Source organism: Pseudomonas sp. XP1 (assembly GCF_053557675.1).
The window spans coordinates 10,475-29,206 of the sequence record NZ_JBNRIJ010000044.1; the positions used below are offsets into that span (position 1 = coordinate 10,475).

General features: G+C 65.3%; 10 protein-coding genes and 2 pseudogenes. 10 read left to right on the forward strand and 2 right to left on the reverse strand.

The window, feature by feature from the left end; genetic code table 11:
- Positions 1–202: 202 nt before the first annotated feature.
- From ACK1U9_RS23750 to ACK1U9_RS23770, 5 genes are all read left to right on the forward strand, one after another.
- Entirely contained in the window at positions 203–1,525 is a 1,323-nt protein-coding gene (locus ACK1U9_RS23750; RefSeq protein WP_046615427.1) for an MdtA/MuxA family multidrug efflux RND transporter periplasmic adaptor subunit, read from the forward strand.
- Complete coding sequence (locus tag ACK1U9_RS23755; RefSeq protein WP_449110221.1) at positions 1,522–4,620, forward strand: MdtB/MuxB family multidrug efflux RND transporter permease subunit; 3,099 nt, start codon at positions 1,522–1,524, stop codon at positions 4,618–4,620. Before ACK1U9_RS23750 ends, ACK1U9_RS23755 begins: the two co-directional genes overlap by 4 nt.
- On the forward strand, positions 4,617–7,724 hold the full coding sequence (locus ACK1U9_RS23760; protein WP_046615424.1) for an efflux RND transporter permease subunit: 3,108 nt from the start codon (positions 4,617–4,619) through the stop codon (positions 7,722–7,724). The genes ACK1U9_RS23755 and ACK1U9_RS23760 overlap by 4 nt, the downstream gene beginning before the upstream one ends.
- A complete protein-coding gene (locus ACK1U9_RS23765; protein ID WP_108480128.1) occupies positions 7,721–9,208 on the forward strand; it encodes an efflux transporter outer membrane subunit in 1,488 nt (495 codons plus the stop codon). Before ACK1U9_RS23760 ends, ACK1U9_RS23765 begins: the two co-directional genes overlap by 4 nt.
- A gap of 275 nt (positions 9,209–9,483) precedes the next feature.
- Positions 9,484–11,574, forward strand: coding sequence for a putative bifunctional diguanylate cyclase/phosphodiesterase (locus ACK1U9_RS23770; RefSeq protein ID WP_085599043.1), 2,091 nt, complete (start codon positions 9,484–9,486; stop codon positions 11,572–11,574).
- Here the strand turns inward: ACK1U9_RS23770 and ACK1U9_RS23775 are convergent.
- A complete protein-coding gene (locus ACK1U9_RS23775; RefSeq protein WP_046615421.1) occupies positions 11,571–11,831 on the reverse strand; it encodes a DUF1652 domain-containing protein in 261 nt (86 codons plus the stop codon). The genes ACK1U9_RS23770 and ACK1U9_RS23775 overlap by 4 nt on opposite strands.
- A 274-nt stretch (positions 11,832–12,105) precedes the next feature.
- The gene (locus ACK1U9_RS23780) at positions 12,106–12,753 is read right to left on the reverse strand and encodes a DUF1345 domain-containing protein (protein WP_046615420.1); all 648 of its coding nucleotides are present in this window, start codon (positions 12,751–12,753) and stop codon (positions 12,106–12,108) included.
- 323 nt (positions 12,754–13,076) lie between these two features.
- Between ACK1U9_RS23780 and pgm the strand changes: the two genes are divergently transcribed.
- The 5 genes and pseudogenes from pgm to ACK1U9_RS23805 all read left to right on the forward strand — a co-directional run.
- Positions 13,077–14,714 (forward strand): phosphoglucomutase (alpha-D-glucose-1,6-bisphosphate-dependent), encoded by a 1,638-nt coding sequence (gene pgm / locus ACK1U9_RS23785; protein ID WP_153670828.1) that lies wholly within the window; start codon positions 13,077–13,079, stop codon positions 14,712–14,714.
- 79 nt (positions 14,715–14,793) lie between these two features.
- Positions 14,794–15,303 (forward strand): sigma-70 family RNA polymerase sigma factor, encoded by a 510-nt coding sequence (locus ACK1U9_RS23790; protein WP_153670829.1) that lies wholly within the window; start codon positions 14,794–14,796, stop codon positions 15,301–15,303.
- Positions 15,303–16,247, forward strand: coding sequence for a FecR domain-containing protein (locus ACK1U9_RS23795; RefSeq protein WP_342247925.1), 945 nt, complete (start codon positions 15,303–15,305; stop codon positions 16,245–16,247). Before ACK1U9_RS23790 ends, ACK1U9_RS23795 begins: the two co-directional genes overlap by 1 nt.
- 66 nt (positions 16,248–16,313) lie before the next feature.
- Positions 16,314–18,665: pseudogene (locus ACK1U9_RS23800) on the forward strand (TonB-dependent siderophore receptor); the annotation flags it as partial.
- Positions 18,640–18,732: pseudogene (locus ACK1U9_RS23805) on the forward strand (cobalamin biosynthesis protein); the annotation flags it as partial. The pseudogenes ACK1U9_RS23800 and ACK1U9_RS23805, both read left to right, overlap by 26 nt.

The window sequence follows — 18,732 nt, forward strand, 5'->3', positions numbered from 1 at the left end:
AAACCTTTCAGCCCGCCACCTGCTCCAGGCAACACCCTGTAAACGGCCCGGAACACGTTCCGGGCCGTTTTCATTTAAAGTTCAAACCCTTGGCAACGTCAGGCAAAGGTAAACCTCTGGTAAAGGCGCTTTGCTAAAACGATGCCAGTGCTTATCGTTCATCCTCCCCAAGTCGTCATTCCGAACAAGGTTCGTTCAACCCATGCAAGCGTCCAATTCCCGTTCCCCTCGTCGCTGGCTCGTAGGCCTGCTGATCCTGCTGCTGGTGGCTGCACTGGCCTGGTGGCTGTGGCCCGCAGCAGCGCCTGCGCCTAAAGAAGCCGGTGGCGGGCGCGGTGGCAAGGGCACGGGCATGATGGGCGGGCGCCCAGGCTTCGGCGGCTCCAGCGACCCGGTGCCGGTACGCGTCGAGCCGGTACGGGTCGGCGACTTCCCGTTGTACTACAAGGCCCTGGGCACCGTCACTGCGACCAACACCGTCAACGTGCGCAGCCGTGTGGCTGGCGAGCTGGTCAAGATCCACTTCAAGGAAGGCCAGCAGGTCAAGGCCGGCGACCTGCTCGCCGAGATCGACCCGCGCCCGTATCGCATCGCCCTGCAACAGGCCGAAGGCACCCTGGCGCAGAACCAGGCGCAGCTGAAGAACGCCCAGGTCGACCTGGCCCGCTATAAAGGCCTGTACGCCGAAGACAGCATCGCCAAGCAAACCCTCGACACCGCCGAAGCGCAGGTGGCGCAGTTCCAGGGGCTGGTGAAGACCAACCAGGCGCAGGTCAACGACGCCCGCCTGAACCTCGATTTCACCCAGATCCGCGCGCCGATCAACGGCCGCGTGGGCCTGCGCCAGCTCGACCTGGGCAACCTGGTGGCGGCCAACGACACCACCGCGCTGGTGGTGATCACCCAGACCGAGCCGATCAGCGTTGCCTTCACCCTGCCGGAAACCGAGTTGAGCACCGTGCTGGAACGCTACCGCAGCGGCGCCAGCCTGCCGGTCGAAGCCTGGGACCGCAGTGACAGCAAGCTGCAGTCCACCGGCGTGCTGGGCAGCATCGACAACCAGATCGACACCACTACCGGCACACTCAAGTTCAAGGGCCGCTTCGAGAACAAGGACCTGGCCCTGTTCCCCAACCAGTTCGTCAACGTGCGCCTGCTGGCCGATACCCTCAAGCAGGTGACCATGGCCCCGTCGGCGGCCATCCAGTTCGGCAACGACGGCACCTTCGCCTATGTGGTCAACGACGAGAGCAAGGTGAATGTGCGCAAGCTCAAGGTAGGGGCCAGCGACGGCGAGAACAGCGTCATCCTCGAGGGCCTGAAGGCCGGCGACCGCCTGGTGCTGGAGGGCACCGACCGCCTGCGCGAAGGCACCAAGGTGGAAGTGGTCGAAGACAGCTCGCAGGTGCCGACCACCCCGGGCCAGCACCTGCAAGGCCAGGAAGCCAAGGGTTCGGCAAGCACTGGTGGCGTGCAACCCGCTGAAGCACAGCCTGGTAGCGCAGCAGGCAAGGCGGGCGCATGAACCTCTCGCGTCTGTTCATCCTGAGGCCGGTTGCCACCACGCTGAGCATGCTGGCTATCGTCCTGGCCGGCCTGATCGCCTACAAGCTGCTGCCGGTTTCCGCCTTGCCGCAGGTGGATTACCCGACCATCCGGGTCATGACCCTGTACCCCGGTGCCAGCCCACAGGTCATGACCAGCGCCGTTACCGCACCGCTTGAACGCCAGTTCGGCCAGATGCCGGGCCTGCAGCAGATGGCCTCGACCAGCTCCGGCGGCGCCTCGGTGCTGACCTTGCGCTTCAACCTCGACATGAACATGGACGTTGCCGAGCAGCAGGTGCAGGCCGCGATCAACGCCGCCAGCAACCTGCTGCCCAGCGACCTGCCGGCGCCACCGGTGTACAACAAGGTCAACCCGGCTGACACACCGGTGCTGACCTTGGCCATCTCCAGCAAGACCATGCCGCTGCCCAAGCTCAACGACCTGGTCGACACCCGCGTGGCCCAGAAGCTCGCGCAGATCAGCGGTGTGGGCATGGTCAGCATCGCCGGCGGCCAGCGCCAGGCGGTGCGGATCAAGGTCAACGTCGACGCCCTGGCCGCCAACGGGCTGAACCTGGAGGACGTACGCACCCTGATCGGCGCCTCCAACGTCAACCAGCCCAAGGGCAACTTCGACGGCCCGACCCGGGTGTCGATGCTCGATGCCAACGACCAGCTGCGTTCCCCAGAGGAATACGCCAACCTGATCCTGGCCTACAACAACGGTGCACCGCTGCGCCTGAAGGACGTGGCCGAAATCGTCGACGGCGCGGAAAACGAGCGCCTGGCCGCCTGGGCCAACGAAAACCACGCCGTGCTGCTGAACATTCAGCGCCAGCCGGGCGCCAACGTCATCGAAGTGGTCGACCGCATCAAGGCCCTGCTGCCGTCGATCACCGACAACCTGCCGGCCGGCCTTGATGTTTCGGTACTCACTGACCGCACTCAGACCATCCGCGCCGCGGTCAAGGACGTGCAGAACGAGCTGCTGATCGCCATCGCCCTGGTGGTGATGGTCACGTTCGTCTTCCTGCGCCGTTTCAGCGCCACCCTCATTCCGTCGATCGCCGTGCCGTTGTCGCTGATTGGCACCTTCGGCGTGATGTACCTGGCCGGCTTCTCGGTCAACAACCTGACGCTGATGGCCCTGACCATCGCCACCGGTTTCGTGGTCGACGACGCCATCGTCATGCTGGAGAACATCTCCCGGCACATCGAGGAGGGCGAGACGCCCATGCAGGCGGCGCTCAAGGGCGCCCGGCAAATCGGCTTCACCCTGATCTCGCTGACCTTCTCGCTGATCGCGGTACTGATCCCGCTGCTGTTCATGGCCGATGTGGTCGGCCGCCTGTTCCGCGAGTTCGCCATCACCCTGGCGGTGGCCATCCTGATTTCCCTGGTGGTATCGCTGACCCTCACGCCGATGATGTGCGCGCGCCTGCTCAAGCGCGAGCCCAAGGAAGAGGAGCAGGGCCGTTTCTACCGCGCCAGTGGCGCCTGGATCGACTGGCTGATCAGGCACTACGGCAGCGCCCTGCAGTGGGTACTCAAGCGCCAGCCGCTGACGCTGCTGGTTGCCGTGGCCAGCCTGGCGCTCACCGTATTCCTGTACATGGTGGTGCCCAAGGGCTTCTTCCCGGTGCAGGACACCGGGGTGATCCAGGGCATTTCCGAAGCGCCGCAGTCCACCTCGTTCGCCGCCATGAGCGAACGCCAGCAAGCCCTGAGCAAGGTGATCCTGCAGGACCCTGCAGTGCAGAGCCTGTCGTCCTACATCGGTGTCGATGGCGACAACGCCACGCTCAACAGCGGCCGTCTGCTGATCAACCTCAAGCCCCATGGCGAGCGTGATGTCACGGCCACCCAGGTGATCAACCGCCTGCAGCCGCAAGTCGACCGGTTGGTGGGTATTCGCCTGTTCATGCAGCCGGTGCAGGACCTGAGCATCGAAGACCGGGTCAGCCGTACCCAGTACCAGTTCAGCCTGTCGTCGCCGGACGCCGACCTGCTGGCGCAATGGAGCGGCAAGCTGGTGCAGGCGCTGCAGCAGCGCCCGGAACTGGCCGACGTGGCCAGCGACCTGCAGGACAAGGGCCTGCAGGTGTACCTGGTGATCGACCGCGACATGGCCAGCCGCCTGGGCATCAGCGTGTCGCAGATCACCAACGCCCTGTACGACGCCTTCGGCCAGCGCCAGATCTCGACCATCTACACCCAGGCCAGCCAATACCGCGTGGTGCTGCAATCGCAGGATGCGGCGGTGATCGGCCCGCAGGCGCTGGAGTCGATCCACGTCAAGGCCACCGATGGCGGCCAGGTGCGCCTGTCGGCGCTGGCGCGCATCGAGCAGCGCCAGGCCCAGCTGGCCATTTCCCACATCGGCCAGTTCCCGGCGGTGACCCTGTCGTTCAACCTGGCCCACGGCGCTTCGCTGGGCGAGGCGGTGCAGGTGATCGAGCAGGTGCAGAAGGACATCGGCATGCCGCTGGGCGTGCAGACCCGCTTCCAGGGCGCGGCGGAGGCCTTCCAGGCATCGCTGTCGAGCACCTTGCTGTTGATCCTGGCGGCGGTGGTGACCATGTACATCGTGCTGGGCGTGCTATACGAGAGCTACATCCACCCGGTTACCATTCTTTCGACCCTGCCGTCGGCGGCGGTCGGCGCCTTGCTGGCCTTGCTCATCAGCGGCAACGACCTGGGCATGATCGCCATCATCGGCATCATCCTGCTGATCGGCATCGTCAAGAAGAACGCGATCATGATGATCGACTTCGCTCTCGAGGCCGAGCGCCAGCAGGGCATGAGCCCGCGTGATGCCATCTACCAGGCGGCGCTGCTGCGCTTCCGGCCGATCCTGATGACCACCCTGGCCGCGCTGTTCGGCGCCGTGCCGCTGATGCTCGCCACCGGTTCAGGCGCCGAGCTGCGCCAGCCGCTGGGCCTGGTGATGGTGGGCGGGTTGCTGGTCAGCCAGGTGCTGACGTTGTTCACCACCCCGGTCATCTACCTGTATTTCGACCGCCTGGCCCGCCGCTGGCGCCCGGCCACTGACGTGAAGCAGGCCGAGGCATGAACCTGTCCGGTCCTTTCATCCGTCGCCCGGTGGCGACCATGCTGTTGAGCCTGGCGATCATGCTGCTGGGTGGGGTCAGCTTCGGCCTGCTGCCGGTGGCGCCGCTGCCACAGATGGACTTCCCGGTGATCGTGGTGTCGGCCAACCTGTCCGGCGCCAGCCCGGAAGTCATGGCCTCCACCGTGGCCACGCCGCTGGAGCGCAAGCTGGGCAGCATCGCCGGCGTGACCACCCTGACCAGCAGCTCCAACCAGGGCTCCACACGGGTGATCATCGGCTTCGAGATGGGCCGTGACATCGACGGTGCGGCGCGTGAGGTGCAGGCGGCGATCAACGCCACCCGCAACCTTCTGCCCAGCGGTATGCGCAGCATGCCCACCTACAAGAAGATCAACCCGTCACAGGCACCGATCATGGTGCTGTCACTGACCTCGGACGTGCTGCAGAAAGGCCAGCTGTACGACCTGGCAGATACCATCCTGTCGCAGAGCCTGGCCCAGGTGCCGGGGGTAGGGGAGGTGCAGATCGGCGGCAGTTCGCTGCCGGCGGTGCGCATTGCCGTCGAGCCGCAGTTGCTCAACCAGTACGGCCTGGCGCTGGATGAAGTGCGCACTGCGGTGTCCAACGCCAACCAGCGCCGGCCGATGGGCTTTGTCGAAGACGCCGAGCGCAACTGGCAGGTGCGTGCCAATGACCAGCTGGAAAGCGCCAAGGACTACGAGCCCGTGGTTATCCGCCAGCAGAACGGCACGATCCTGCGCCTGTCCGACGTGGCGACCATCACCGACGGCGTCGAGAACCGCTACAACAGCGGCTTCTTCAATGACCAGAGCGCGGTGCTGCTGGTGGTCAACCGCCAGACCGGCGCCAACATCATCGAAACGGTCGACCAGATCAAGGCGCAGCTGCCGGCCCTGCAGTCGCTGTTGCCGGCCAGCGTGCAACTGAACGTGGCCATGGACCGCTCGCCAGTGATCAAGGCCACCCTCAAGGAGGCCGAGCATACCCTGCTGATCGCCGTGGTGCTGGTGATCCTGGTGGTCTACCTGTTCCTCGGCAGCCTGCGGGCGTCGCTGATCCCCAGCCTGGCGGTGCCGGTGTCACTGGTGGGCACCTTCGCGGTCATGTACCTGTGCGGGTTCTCGCTCAACAACCTGTCGCTGATGGCGCTTATTCTTGCCACCGGCCTGGTGGTGGACGATGCCATCGTGGTGCTGGAGAACATCTCGCGGCACATCGAGGATGGCCAGCCGCCGATGAAAGCGGCCTTCCTGGGCGCCAAGGAAGTGGGTTTCACCTTGCTGTCAATGAACGTGTCGCTGGTGGCGGTGTTCGTCTCCATCCTGTTCATGGGCGGCATCGTGCGCAACCTGTTCCAGGAGTTCTCCATCACCCTGGCGGCGGCGATCATCGTGTCGCTGGTGGTGTCGCTGACCCTCACGCCGATGTTGTGTGCCCGCTGGCTCAAGCCGCAGCAGGCCGAGCAGACCCGCCTGCAGCGCTGGAGCGACCAACTGCACCAGCGCATGGTCGATGCCTATGACCGCAGCCTGGGCTGGGCCTTGCGCCACAAGCGCCTGACGCTGATCAGCCTGGTGGCCACCATCGGCATCAACATCGCCCTTTATGTGGTGGTGCCCAAGACGCTGATGCCGCAGCAGGACACCGGCCAGCTGATGGGCTTCATCCGTGGCGACGACGGCCTGTCGTTCAGCGTGATGCAGCCGAAAATGGAAATCTACCGCCGCGCCTTGCTGGCCGACCCGGCGGTGCAGAGCGTTGCCGGCTTCATCGGCGGCAACAGCGGCACCAACAACGCCTTTGTGCTGGTGCGCCTGAAGCCGATCAGCGAGCGCAAGATCGATGCACAGAAGGTGATAGAACGCCTGCGCAAGGAAATGCCCAAGGTACCCGGTGGGCGCCTGTTCCTGATGGCCGACCAGGACCTGCAACTGGGCGGAGGGGGCCGTGACCAGACCTCTTCGCAGTACCTGTACTCCCTGCAGAGCGGTGACCTGACGGCGTTGCGCGAGTGGTTCCCGAAAGTGGTGGCGGCGCTGCGCACACTGCCGCAGCTGACTGCCATCGACGCCCGCGACGGTGCCGGTACCCAGCAGGTGACCCTGGTAGTCGACCGCGACCAGGCCAAGCGCCTGGGCATCGACATGGACATGGTCACCACGGTACTGAACAACGCCTACAGCCAGCGGCAGATCTCCACCATCTACGACAGCCTCAACCAGTACCAGGTAGTGCTGGAGATCAACCCGAAGTACGCCTGGGACCCGAGCACTCTCGAGCAGGTACAGGTGATTACCGCCGACGGTGCCCGTGTACCGTTGTCGACCATTGCCCACTACGAGAACAGCCTGGCCAACGACCGAGTCAGCCACGAAGGCCAGTTCGCCGCCGAAAGCATCGCCTTCGACGTCGCCGAAGGCTACAGCCCCGACCAGGCCATGGCGGCGCTTGAGCGTGCGGTGGCCAAGCTGGGCTTGCCCGAGGAAGTGATCGCCAAGCTCGGTGGTACCGCCGATGCCTTCGCCAAGACCCAGGAAGGCCAGCCGCTGATGATCCTTGGCGCCCTGGTGCTTGTCTATCTGGTGCTGGGCATTCTCTACGAAAGCTACATTCACCCGCTGACCATCCTCTCGACACTGCCCTCGGCCGGCGTCGGTGCCTTGCTGGCGTTGTACGTTACCGGCGGTGAGTTCAGCCTGATCTCGCTGTTGGGGCTGTTCTTGCTGATCGGCGTGGTGAAGAAGAACGCCATCCTGATGATCGACCTGGCCTTGCAGCTGGAGCGCCACCAGGGCCTGACACCGGAAGAGTCGATCCGCCGGGCCTGCCTGCTGCGCCTGCGGCCGATCCTGATGACGACCCTGGCGGCCATCCTCGGTGCGTTGCCGCTGCTGCTGAGCCGCGCCGAAGGCGCGGAAATGCGCCAGCCACTGGGCCTGACCATCATTGGCGGCCTGGTATTCAGCCAGATCCTCACCCTTTACACGACACCGGTGGTCTACCTGTACCTGGACCGCCTGCGTCACCGTTTCAACCGTTGGCGTGGCGTGCGCACCGACGCCGCCCTGGAAACCCCGCTATGACTTTTGCCCAGACCCCACTTCACCGCGCCCTGCAGACGCTGACCCGTGGGCGTGGCTCGCGCCTGCTCGGTGCCGGGTTGTGCGTCGCCCTGCTCAGCGCCTGCACCCTGAGCCCGGACTACCACCGCCCGGAGCTGAGCAGCACGGCGCAGTTCAAGCATGCCGAAGGCTGGACCCAGGCCACGCCGTCCGATGCCATCGCCCGCGGCGCCTGGTGGGAAATCTACGGCGATGCCGGGCTCAATGCGCTGGTCGAAGAGCTCAACCGCAGCAACCAGACCGTGGCGCAATCGGAGGCCCAGTACCGCCAGGCCCAGGCGCTGGTGCGCAGCAGCCGGGCGGCACTGTTCCCCAGCCTGGACCTGAGTGTCAGCAAGAACCGCTCGGCCCAGGGTACCGGCAGCTCCAGCTCGAGCCTGTCCAACAACAGCAGCGGCATTCGCAACACCTACAACGCCCAGCTCGGCGTCAGCTGGGAAATCGACCTGTGGGGCAAGTTGCGCGAAACCCTCAACGCCAACGAAGCCAGTGCCGAAGCCAGCCTGGCCGACCTGGCCTCGATCCGCCTCAGCCAGCAGTCGGAACTGGTGCAGAACTACCTGCAGCTTCGGGTGATCGACGAGCAGAAGCGCCTGTTGGAAGCCACCGTGGCAGCCTATGAGCGCTCGCTGCGGATGAACGAGAACCAGTACCGCGCCGGCGTCGCCGGCCCGGATGCGGTGGCCCAGGCGCGCACCCAGCTCAAGAGCACCCAGGCCGATCTGATCGACCTGGTCTGGCAGCGCGCCCAGTTCGAGAATGCCATTGCCGTGTTGCTGGGCAAGGCCCCGGCGGACTTCGCCCTGGCCGACAGCAAGGCCATTCCGGCGCTGCCGCAAATTCCGGTGGCCCTGCCTTCGCAGCTGCTTGAGCGACGCCCGGACATCGCTGCGGCCGAGCGCAACGTGATGGCTGCCAACGCCAACATCGGCGTGTCGCGGGCGGCGTACTTCCCGGACCTGAGCTTGAGCATGAGTGGCGGTTACTCCAGCAGCAGTTTCAGCAACTGGATCGAACTGCCCAACCGCTACTGGTCGGTGGGCCCGCAGCTGGCCCTCACATTGTTTGACGCGGGCAAGCGCAGTGCCGAGGTGGACCGCACGGTGGCGGTGTATGACCAGACCGTGGCGCAGTACCGCCAGACCGTGCTCGACGGCTTCAAGGAAGTGGAAAACCTGCTGGTGCAGTTGAAGGTTTATGGCGATGAGGCGGTGGTGCGCCAGGAGGCGCTGGATGCCGCTCGCGAGTCGCTGCGCCTGACCGAGAACCAGTACCGCGCCGGGCTGATCGGCTACCTGGATGTGGTCAACGTGCAGACCACGGCGCTGAGTAACGAGCGCAGTGTGTTGAACCTGCTGCAGGGGCGCCTGGTGGCAAGCGTGCAGCTGGTTGCCGCGCTGGGTGGTGGTTGGGATGCGGAACAGGCGTTTGCCGAGCAGGACTGAAATATTGGCAGTGCTTTGTGGGAGCGGCCTTGTGTCGCGAAAGGGCCGCAAAGCGGCCCCAGGTTCTCGGCACAATGGCTGATATTGCTGGGGCTGCTTCGCAGCCCTTTCGCGACACAAGGCCGCTCCCACAAAAGAGAGTGCATTCCTGCGAGGCCGTATAGCGTCTTCCCTTTGGACCCATTCCCATTCGCAAAAACCCCGTGCGTTTCCCCTAAGCTTGAGTACAATCGTCAGCTTTTTCCGGGCCTCCCGTCCCGTCGCTGGAACTCTCAATGCTGACCGGTAGCTACTCCTCTTCGCTGGTGTTGATTTCGCTGTGCGTGGCGATCCTGGCGTCCTATACCGCCCTTGACCTGACCGGCCGCATCGCCACGGCCAAAGGCCGGGCTGCCTGCCTGTGGATGGGTGGTGGCGCGCTGGCCATGGGCATCGGTGTGTGGTCGATGCACTTCATCGGCATGCTCGCCTTCAGCCTGCCCATCGACCTTGGGTACGACCTTGCCCTGACCGCGTTTTCGTTGCTGATTGCCGTGTTGTCCTCGGGCTTTGCCTTGTGGCTGGTCAGCCAGCCGAGCCTGCCGTGGCAGCAGCTGGCGTTTGGCGCGCTGATCATGGGCGCCGGCATCGCCTTCATGCACTACACCGGCATGGCCGCGCTGCGCATGTTGCCGGGCATCGACTATGACCCGACGCTGTTCGGGGCCTCGCTGCTGATTGCCGTGGGCGCCTCGGCAGCGGCGTTGTGGATCGCCTTCAGGCTGCGCGCGCACACCCCTTATGTGCGGCAGATTCGCGGCCTGGCGGCGGTGGTGATGGGCTTCGCCATCGTCGGCATGCACTACACCGGCATGGCCGCGGCGAATTTCCCCGATGGTAGCTTCTGCGGTGCGCTGGTGGGGGGAGGCCTGCAAGGCGACGGCCTGGTCTACCTGGTGCTGATCACCACTTTGGCGGTACTGGCGGTGGCCTTGCTCACCTCGGTGCTGGACGCTCGCCTGGAGGCGCGCACCGCCGAGTTGGCCCGGTCGCTGACCCTGGCCAACCAGGAACTGACCCAGCTGGCCCTGCACGACACCCTCACCGACCTGCCCAACCGTACTTTGCTGGCTGACCGCATCGAGCAGGCCATCGCCAAGGTAGCGGAGCAGGGCGGCTGCTTTGCCCTGATGTTCATCGACCTGGACGGCTTCAAGCCAGTCAACGATGCCTTCGGTCACCACGTCGGCGACTTGCTGCTCAAAGCGGTGGCGACACGCCTGCGCGGGCACCTGCACAGCCAGGACACGCTGGCGCGCATCGGCGGCGACGAATTCGTGCTGCTGGTGCAGCTGCGCGAGCCGAACGATGCCATGGATGTGGCGGTCAAGCAGGTCAACCTGGTGTCACGGCCGTTCAGCGTGGCCGAGCATGACCTGCAGTTGACGGCGAGCCTGGGCATTGTCCTGTACCCGGGCAATGGCCAGGACCAGCACGAGCTGCTGCGCAATGCCGACGCCGCCATGTACCACGCCAAGAGCGCCGGCAAGAATGGCTACAGCTTCTTCGACGCGTCGATGAACAGCAACGCCCGCCAGCAATTGCAGCTATTGCAGGACCTGCGCCAGGCCCTGGAGCAGCGTCAGTTCCGCCTGCACTACCAGCCCAAGTTCGACGCCCAGAATTGCCAGCCGATCGGTGCCGAGGCCTTGCTGCGCTGGGAGCATCCGCAGCAGGGCCTGTTGCTGCCCGACCGTTTCATCGGCCTGGCGGAAAAGACCGGCCTGATCATTCCGATTGGCGAATGGGTGCTCATCGAGGCCTGCCGGCAGATGCGCCAGTGGCTGGACCAGGGCCACCACGGCTGGCGCATGGCGGTGAACCTGTCTGCCATCCAGTTCTGCCATGCCGGGCTGGTCGAGAGCGTGGCCCGGGCCCTGCAGCAGAACAGCCTGCCGGCCAACTGCCTGACCCTGGAAATTACCGAAACCACCGCCATGCACGACGCCGATGCCAGCCTGACGGTGCTGCAGCGGTTGTCCGACATGGGCGTGGACCTGTCCATCGATGACTTTGGCACCGGTTACTCCAGCCTGATGTACCTCAAACGCCTGCCGGCCAACGAGCTGAAGATCGACCGCGGTTTCGTGCGCGACCTGGAGCAGGACAGCGACGATGCGGCGATCGTTTCGGCAATCGTGGCGCTGGGCCAGGCGCTGGGCCTGCGTATCGTTGCTGAAGGGGTGGAGACTGACAGGCAGCAGGACTTCCTGACCCGCCTGGGCTGTGATTCGCTGCAAGGCTACCTGCTGGGCCAGCCGGTGCCGGCCGAGCAGTTCATGGGCAAGTTGCAGGCCATGCGCCAGGAAAGTACCGCAGTGGGCTAGACCGCGTCGCGCAAGGCGAAGGCGGGCATGAAGGTATCCATCTCCGCCTCGACGGCCTCGATGATGCGCTCTACATCGGCAGCGGCCATTATCGCCGAGCAGGGGATGCCGGCAATCGCCAGCAGGGTTTCGCCGGTGGCGCGGTCGAAAAGCCGCGCGACCATGCTGCGTGGCGCATCCATGCTGGCTTCGAAGCCCAGCGGGTGGAAATGCCAGCGCATCACCTGGCAGGCGTTGGGGAACGTCATCTTGTTCATGCCAGCCTCCTTGTCCGTACCTGGACGTGGTGAGCGGGTGGCCACATCGATGCGGCCGCCGGGAAGGTAACCATAGCACCTGTCATGGAGTATTCTCGGCGGTAAATACGACAAATTTGCTAACACATGACAGAGGTCACATCCTTGTCATGGACGGCATTTGCCGCAGGCCCGCGAGGCAAACGTTTTTCTGGCCCGCTGACGGCAGTTAAGCCGCCAGTTTCTGCCACTGTGATCGACATTACCGCACGATGTTTTCGGACGAGCGGTGCGATCAGCCGAGCAAGCCGGCAGCGATGTTGATGGTAAACCCCAGGATCGCCGTATTGAATACGAACCCTACCAGCGAATGCGCCAGCACCACCCGGCGCAGGCCACGGCCGGCGACCCCCACGTCGGAGGTTTGCACAGCCACGCTGATGGTGAACGAGAAGTAGTGGAAGTCCCAGTAATCGGGGTTGCGTTCGCCATCGGCGAAACGCAGCGGCGGTTCGTGGTTTTGTCCGGTATAGAACAGCCGCGCGTAGTGCAGGCTGAAAATGCAGCCGATCAACAGCCAGGAGCCGGCCACGGTCAGGCCGGTATAGAGGTAATGCAGCGCCAGCGCCGTGCCTTGCAGGCCACGGCTGGACACCAGTTGCAGGGTGACGGCGGCGAGGCTGGCAATGGCAGCGATGCACACTGTGAGCAGGACCAGGCCGGCGTTTTCGTCTTCGACGCGGGCGACCTTGCGCACCTTTTCCGGGCTGGCGCTCCAGCTCAGGTAGAGCACAAGCAGCAGGTATAGCCACACGCCAAGGTTCCAGCCGGCGAGGATGTGCTGCACGCTGTCGCTGGCAGGGATCAGCCAGCCGCCGAGCAGGCCGACCACGGTGGCGATGCTCAGGCGCGGGTGGGTGTGGGTCAGGCGGTGGAAAGCCATGGGGTCTCGTTTTCGAGTGTATGGGTACCACTCTAGCCGGTCATTACAGAGATGAGGGACATGCGTGGGTCCATTGTGGGAGCGGGCGAGCCCGCGAAGCAGGCACCGCGGTGGCTGGCAAGTACCCTGTGGAGCGGCTTCAGCCGCGAAGAATCCAACGCGGTGCATGGCACCGGCTGCGCCGGTGTTCGCGGCTACAGCCGCTCCCACAGGGTATGTGCGGTGCGCTCACCGATTCTTTGCTGCCGCCCATCGCACAGCAAAGCAACTCTCAGTAAACTGCACGCTCCAACACCAACATCCGTTGAACTCGAGGTTTCTGCATGACGCTCAGTCCTTTGGCAGGCAAGCCGGCTCCGGCCAGCGTGCTGGTCGATATTCCCCGACTGCTCACCGCCTACTACACCGGCCGCCCCGACGCTGCCGTGGCGGCCCAGCGGGTGGCCTTCGGCACCTCGGGGCACCGTGGCACTTCGCTTGAATTGAGCTTCAACGAGTACCACGTCCTGGCCATTACCCAGGCCATCTGCCTGTATCGCCAGGAGAAGGGCATCGATGGCCCGCTGTTCATCGGCGCCGACACCCACGCACTGTCGGCACCGGCTACCGCCAGCGCCCTGGAAGTGCTGGCGGCCAACGGCGTGCAGGTAATGCTGTCCAAGGACGACGAATACACGCCAACGCCTGCTGTTTCCCATGCCATCCTCTGCCACAACCGTGGCCGCGAGCAGGGCCTGGCCGACGGTATCGTCATCACTCCGTCGCACAACCCGCCGCAAAGCGGTGGCTTCAAGTACAACCCGCCCAACGGCGGCCCGGCCGACAGCGACGTCACCAAGTGGATCGAGGCCAAGGCCAACGAACTGCTGGCCGCTGGCCTGGTGGGCGTCAAGCGCATGGACCATGCCCAGGCGCTGCAGGCATCCACCACCCAGCGCCACGACTACGTGAGCAACTACGTGGCCGACCTGGAAAACGTCATCGACTTCGACGTCATCCGCGGCGCCAAGCTGCGCCTGGGCGTCGACCCGTTGGGCGGGGCAGGGGTGCGCTACTGGTCGGCGATCGCCGAGCATTACCAGCTGGACCTGGAAGTGGTGAATACCGAGGTCGACCCGACCTTCCGCTTCATGACCGTCGACTGGGACGGCCAGATCCGCATGGACCCGTCATCGCCATACGCCATGCAGGGCCTGATCGGCCTGCGCGAACGCTTCGACGTGGCCTTCGCCTGCGACCCGGACCACGACCGCCATGGCATCGTCACCCCGGATGGCCTGCTGCAGCCGAACAACTACCTGGCCGTGGCCATCGACTACCTGTATCGCCACCGCCCGCAATGGCGCAGCGATGCCGCCGTCGGCAAGACCGTGGTGTCCAGCGGCCTGATCGACCGCGTCACCAAGCGCCTGGGCCGTGAGCTTTACGAAGTGCCGGTGGGATTCAAGTTCTTCGCCCAGGGCCTGTTCGACGGCACGCTGGGCTTTGGTGGCGAGGAAAGCGCGGGGGCTTCGTTCCTGCGCCGCGATGGCTCGGTCTGGGCCACTGACAAGGACGGGCTGATCCCGGCCTTGCTGGCTGCCGAGATGACCGCCCGCACCGGGCGCAACCCCAGCCAGGCCTACGCCGACCTGACCGAGGCGCTGGGCAAGCCTTTCGCCACCCGTGTCGAAGCCAAGGCCGATGCCCGGCAGAAGGCTTTGCTGAGCAAGCTGGCGCCGGAGCAGGTGAAGTCGACCGAACTGGCGGGTGAGCCGATCGTGCAGATCCTCAGCCATGCGCCGGGTAACGGTCAGGCGATCGGCGGGCTGAAGGTGATGACCGCCAATGGCTGGTTCGCCGCGCGCCCCTCGGGCACCGAGGACATCTACAAGATCTACGCCGAAAGCTTCATCGATGAGGCGCACCTGCAGCGCCTGGTGCAGGAAGCGCAGGTACTGGTGGATGCGGCGATTGCCTGACAGGTAACAAACCGCTTGGTTCTGCGGCTCGGTGTAAATTAGAATTAATCTTATTTACGCCACCGCAGGGCCTTCCCCCATGATCGACGCCGCGCCGCCACCGGAGCATAGCCTGCCTGCCCTGTACCGGGAACATCGCGGCTGGCTGGAAACCTGGCTGCGGCGGCGCATGGGCAACGCCTGGGATGCCGCCGACCTCAGCCAGGATACCTTCCTGCGTATCCTGGCCAGCGCCCAGCCGCTGGCAGACATTCGTGAACCGCGTGCCTACCTGCTGACCGTGGGCAAGCGCCTGTTGAGCAACTTCCACCAGCGCCGCAGCCTGGAACAAGCCTACCTCGATGCACTGGCGCACTTGCCCGAGCAGCATGTGCCCTCGCCAGAGCAGCGTTGGCTGCTGCTGGAAACCCTGCAAGCCCTCGACGAGTTGCTCGACGGCCTCAGGGCGCCGGTACGCAAGGCCTTTCTCTGGAGCCAGCTGGAGGGCCTGGGCTATGCCGAGATCGGCAAGCGTCTGGGTGTTGGCGAGCGCTCGGTCAAACGCTACATGGCGCAGGCCTACGAGCATTGCCTGCTGGCCGAACTGTAATGACCACCCATTCCCCTGAAACCCGCGAGGCATTGCGGGCCGCCGCGCGCTGGCTGGCGCTGGTGGACTCTGGCGCTGCCAGCGAGGGTGACCTGCAGCGCCTGGAGCAATGGCGCACCAGCAACACCTTGCACGAACACGCCTGGCAAAAGGCACTGCTGCTGCGCCAGCGCTTTTCAGCGCTACCCGGTGCAGTGGCCATGGCCACCCTGGACCGCCCGGATACCGGCCGCCGGGCGCTGCTCAAGCAGGCCTTGGGTGTGGCGGCATTGTTGCCGGCGGCCTGGCTGGCAAGCCGCGAACTGCCGCTGGACGCCTGGGCCGCCGACATGCGCACCGCAGTCGGGGAGCGCCGGCAGGTGCTGCTGAACGATGGCACATTCGTGCAGTTGAACACCGACAGTGCGGCGGATATCGACCTGGGCGCCCGTCACCTGACATTGTTGCGTGGCGAAGTGGCAGTCAGGTTGCCCGGCAACCTGAGCCTGACGTTGCAGGTGCCCTATGGCCAGGTCGCGCTGGATGCCGGCGAGGTGTGCCTGCGCCTGGTCGATCAGGCTTGCCGGGTATCGGTGCTCAAGGGCACGGCCAACCTGCAGCCGCGGCTCGGCCCGGCACTGCTGCTGCAGGCCGGGCAGCAGGCCAGCCTGCAAGTGGCCGGGGTCGGCCCTGTCACTGGCCTGGACGCATGGCTGCTGGGCTGGCGCGAAGGGGTACTGCGGCTTGAGGACCGCCCCTTGGGCGAGCTGCTGCAAGAACTGCGCAGGTACCGCCCCGGCGTGCTGCGCTGGGCGCCCGAACTGGAGGCCCTGCGCGTGACTGGCACGTTCCGCCTCGACGACACCGACCGGGTGCTGGCCTTGCTTGCCGCCAGCCTGCCGTTGCAGGTGCACACGCGCACGCGGTATTGGGTGAGCCTGGCCCCGCGAGAAAATCGCGCATGAGGCTGTCCCCTTTTTTTCACTCACCGGTCATTACCGGTAGGAGCAAATAAAGGGGAGCCTTGTTCAATGCCTGTTGTCATGACCTGCCGCCTGCGCCCACTGGCGCGTGCGGCACATCCGCTGTTCGCCATGAGCCTGTTGTTGTGTGCACCAGCCTGGGCCGATGAACCCGCCCGGCGCAGCTATCAGGTGCCGGCCGCAAGCCTGGGGGCGGCACTTACCCAGTTTGCCGACCAGGCCGGGGTCAGCCTGTCGCTGGACCCGCTGCTGGTCAACGGCCGGCAGAGCAAGGGCCTGTCCGGCAGCTACAGTGTCGACGAAGGCTTCACCCAACTGCTGCGCGGCAGCGGCCTGCAGTTGCTGCCGGTGGGCGAGGGCGCTTTCACGTTGATGCCGGCCACCCAGGCGGGTAGTGCGCTGGAAATCGCCCCGACCAGCATCGTCGGTGGCCTGGCCGCAGGCAACGAAACGCAACCCTATGCCGGTGGCCAGGTGGCCCGTCAGGGTTCACAGGGCCTGCTGGGTACGCGCGACTTCATGGAAACCCCGTTCAGCATCACCAGCTACACCAGCGAACTGGTGAAGAATCAGCAGGCGCGAACCTTGGGCGAGCTGATCGCCAGCGACCCATCGGTGCGCGCCACCAACCCGGCGGGTGGGCGCTTCGAGCAGTTCACCATTCGCGGCTTCAGCCTGTTCAACAGCGATGTGGCCTACAACGGCCTGTACGGCATCTTGCCGACCTACTCGATCGACATGGAAATGGCCGACCGGGTCGACATCATCAAAGGTCCCAGCCAGCTGATCAACGGTATTTCACCGCGAGGCAGTGTCGGCGGCGGCATCAATGTGCAGCCCAAGCGGGCCGGCGACCAGCCGCTCACCGAGTTTACCGGCAGCCACGCCTCGGCGGGCCAGGCAGGCGGTGCGGTGGACATTGGCCGGCGCTTTGGCGAAGGCCAGCAGTTCGGCGTGCGTTTCAATGGCGTGAAACAGGCGGGCGACACCGAATGGGACCACCAGCGTGTCGAGCGCGAAATGGCGGTGCTGGGCCTGGACTTTCGTGGCGAGCGCCTGCGGCTTTCGGCAGACCTCGGCCATACCGAGCGCGACACCGATGCACCGCAGGAGCGGGTGCTGGTCGGTGCCAATGCCAAGGTGCCGGATGCCAACGACGTACGCCACAACTACGCCCAGGCCTGGAGCAAGGCACGCACCAACGACACCTTCGGTGCGCTGCATGCCGAGTACGATATCAGCGAGTCGCTGCTGGCCTATGGCGCGGTCGGCGCGCGCAAGAGCAACCATGACTTCCTGCGCCACAACGTGTCCATCAGCAACGATGCCGGCGACTTCACCGTGCAGCCGCGCGACTTCACCCGGGATGAAACCGTGCGTACCGCCATGGCCGGCGTGCGCAACTGGTTCCATACCGGGCCGGTCAGTCACGAACTGAACCTGGCCGCCACCTACTTCTACATGGACTTCACCAACGGCGGCGCCCGCTATGCCTCGGCGCCCAGCAACCTCTACCACCCGGTGGCCACGCCGACACCGGGCACACCAACCCGCATCGACCCCGAGGTGTACACGGAGAACCGGTTCTCCGGCGTGGCTCTGGCCGACACCCTGGGCTTCTTCGACGACCGCCTGCTGCTGACCTTGGGTGCGCGCTGGCAGCGGGTGCAAGTGGATGACTGGAGCGACGGCATCAAGGGGGATACCGCCTACGATGAAGAGAAGGTGTCGCCCTCGGGCGGCGTGCTGCTCAAGGTTACCGACCAGCTGTCGTTGTATGCCAACTACATGGAGGGCCTGAGCCAGGGCAAGATCGCGCCGTCGACATCGGTCAACGAAGACCAGATCTTCCCACCGTTCACCAGCCGCCAGGTCGAGGTGGGGGCCAAGTACGACCTGGGCCAGGTCGCCTTTACCGCCAGTGCCTTCCGCATCCGACAGCCCGCCTACGAAACCAACCCCACGTCGCGGGTGTTCGGCCCCAATGGCAAGCGCGACAACCGCGGTATCGAACTGAGCGTGTTCGGTGAACCCGTGCAAGGCGTGCGTGTGCTGGGTGGGGTGATGTACATCGACAGTGAACTGACCGACACCATCGGTGGCGCCTACGATGGCAACCGCGCGCCGGCCACGCCCGAGTACAACGTCAACCTCGGCGCCGAATGGGACGTGCCTGGGGTGAACGGCCTGACCCTGACGGCGCGAGGCATCCACTCGAGCTCGCAGTACCTGGACCAGAACAACAGCAAGAAGATCGACGGTTGGGAGCGTTACGACCTGGGCGCGCGTTATGCGTTCAAGGTGGATGCCACCCAGGTTACCTTGCGCGCCAGTGTCGAGAACGTGCTGGACGACCGCTACTGGAGTTCGGCCGGGGCCTCGGCGCCTGGCCCTGGCCTGCTGGCGCAAGCAGGGCCCGCTGTGGGACAGCCCCAATGCCGGGCCGGTGATGGCCGCCGGTGCAGGT